Here is a 231-nt window from a genome sequence, read left to right as displayed (position 1 = left end):
ACATATAATGAGACCCAGTTAAATATGTGGCTTCCCCATTATTCATAAACCAAAACCCATTAAGCCTCCTATACCATTCCTGCTTTTTATATTCTTCTAATTGTTCATCATAAAATTCAGGGTCATCTTCTTTTTTCTTTTTATCATAAGCCTTCCATATTTTTTGAATTTCTTTATACCATTCGGGCAAAGGCGTTCTCTCCCACTTTTGTTCTTTAATGTTATCTGAAC

Annotated in this window: 1 protein-coding gene; it reads right to left on the bottom strand. The window is 32.9% G+C overall.

Annotation, left to right across the window (positions count from 1 at the left end):
- Positions 1-231 (bottom strand): hypothetical protein (locus QCD70_RS19160; protein WP_301219240.1); only part of this gene is annotated, 231 nt, incomplete at both ends.

This window comes from Agreia sp. PsM10 (assembly GCF_030433855.1).
Classification (GTDB): domain Bacteria; phylum Actinomycetota; class Actinomycetes; order Actinomycetales; family Microbacteriaceae; genus Agreia.
Note: the sequence above shows the minus strand (reverse complement) of the source record. Positions and strands in the feature narration are given on the sequence as shown.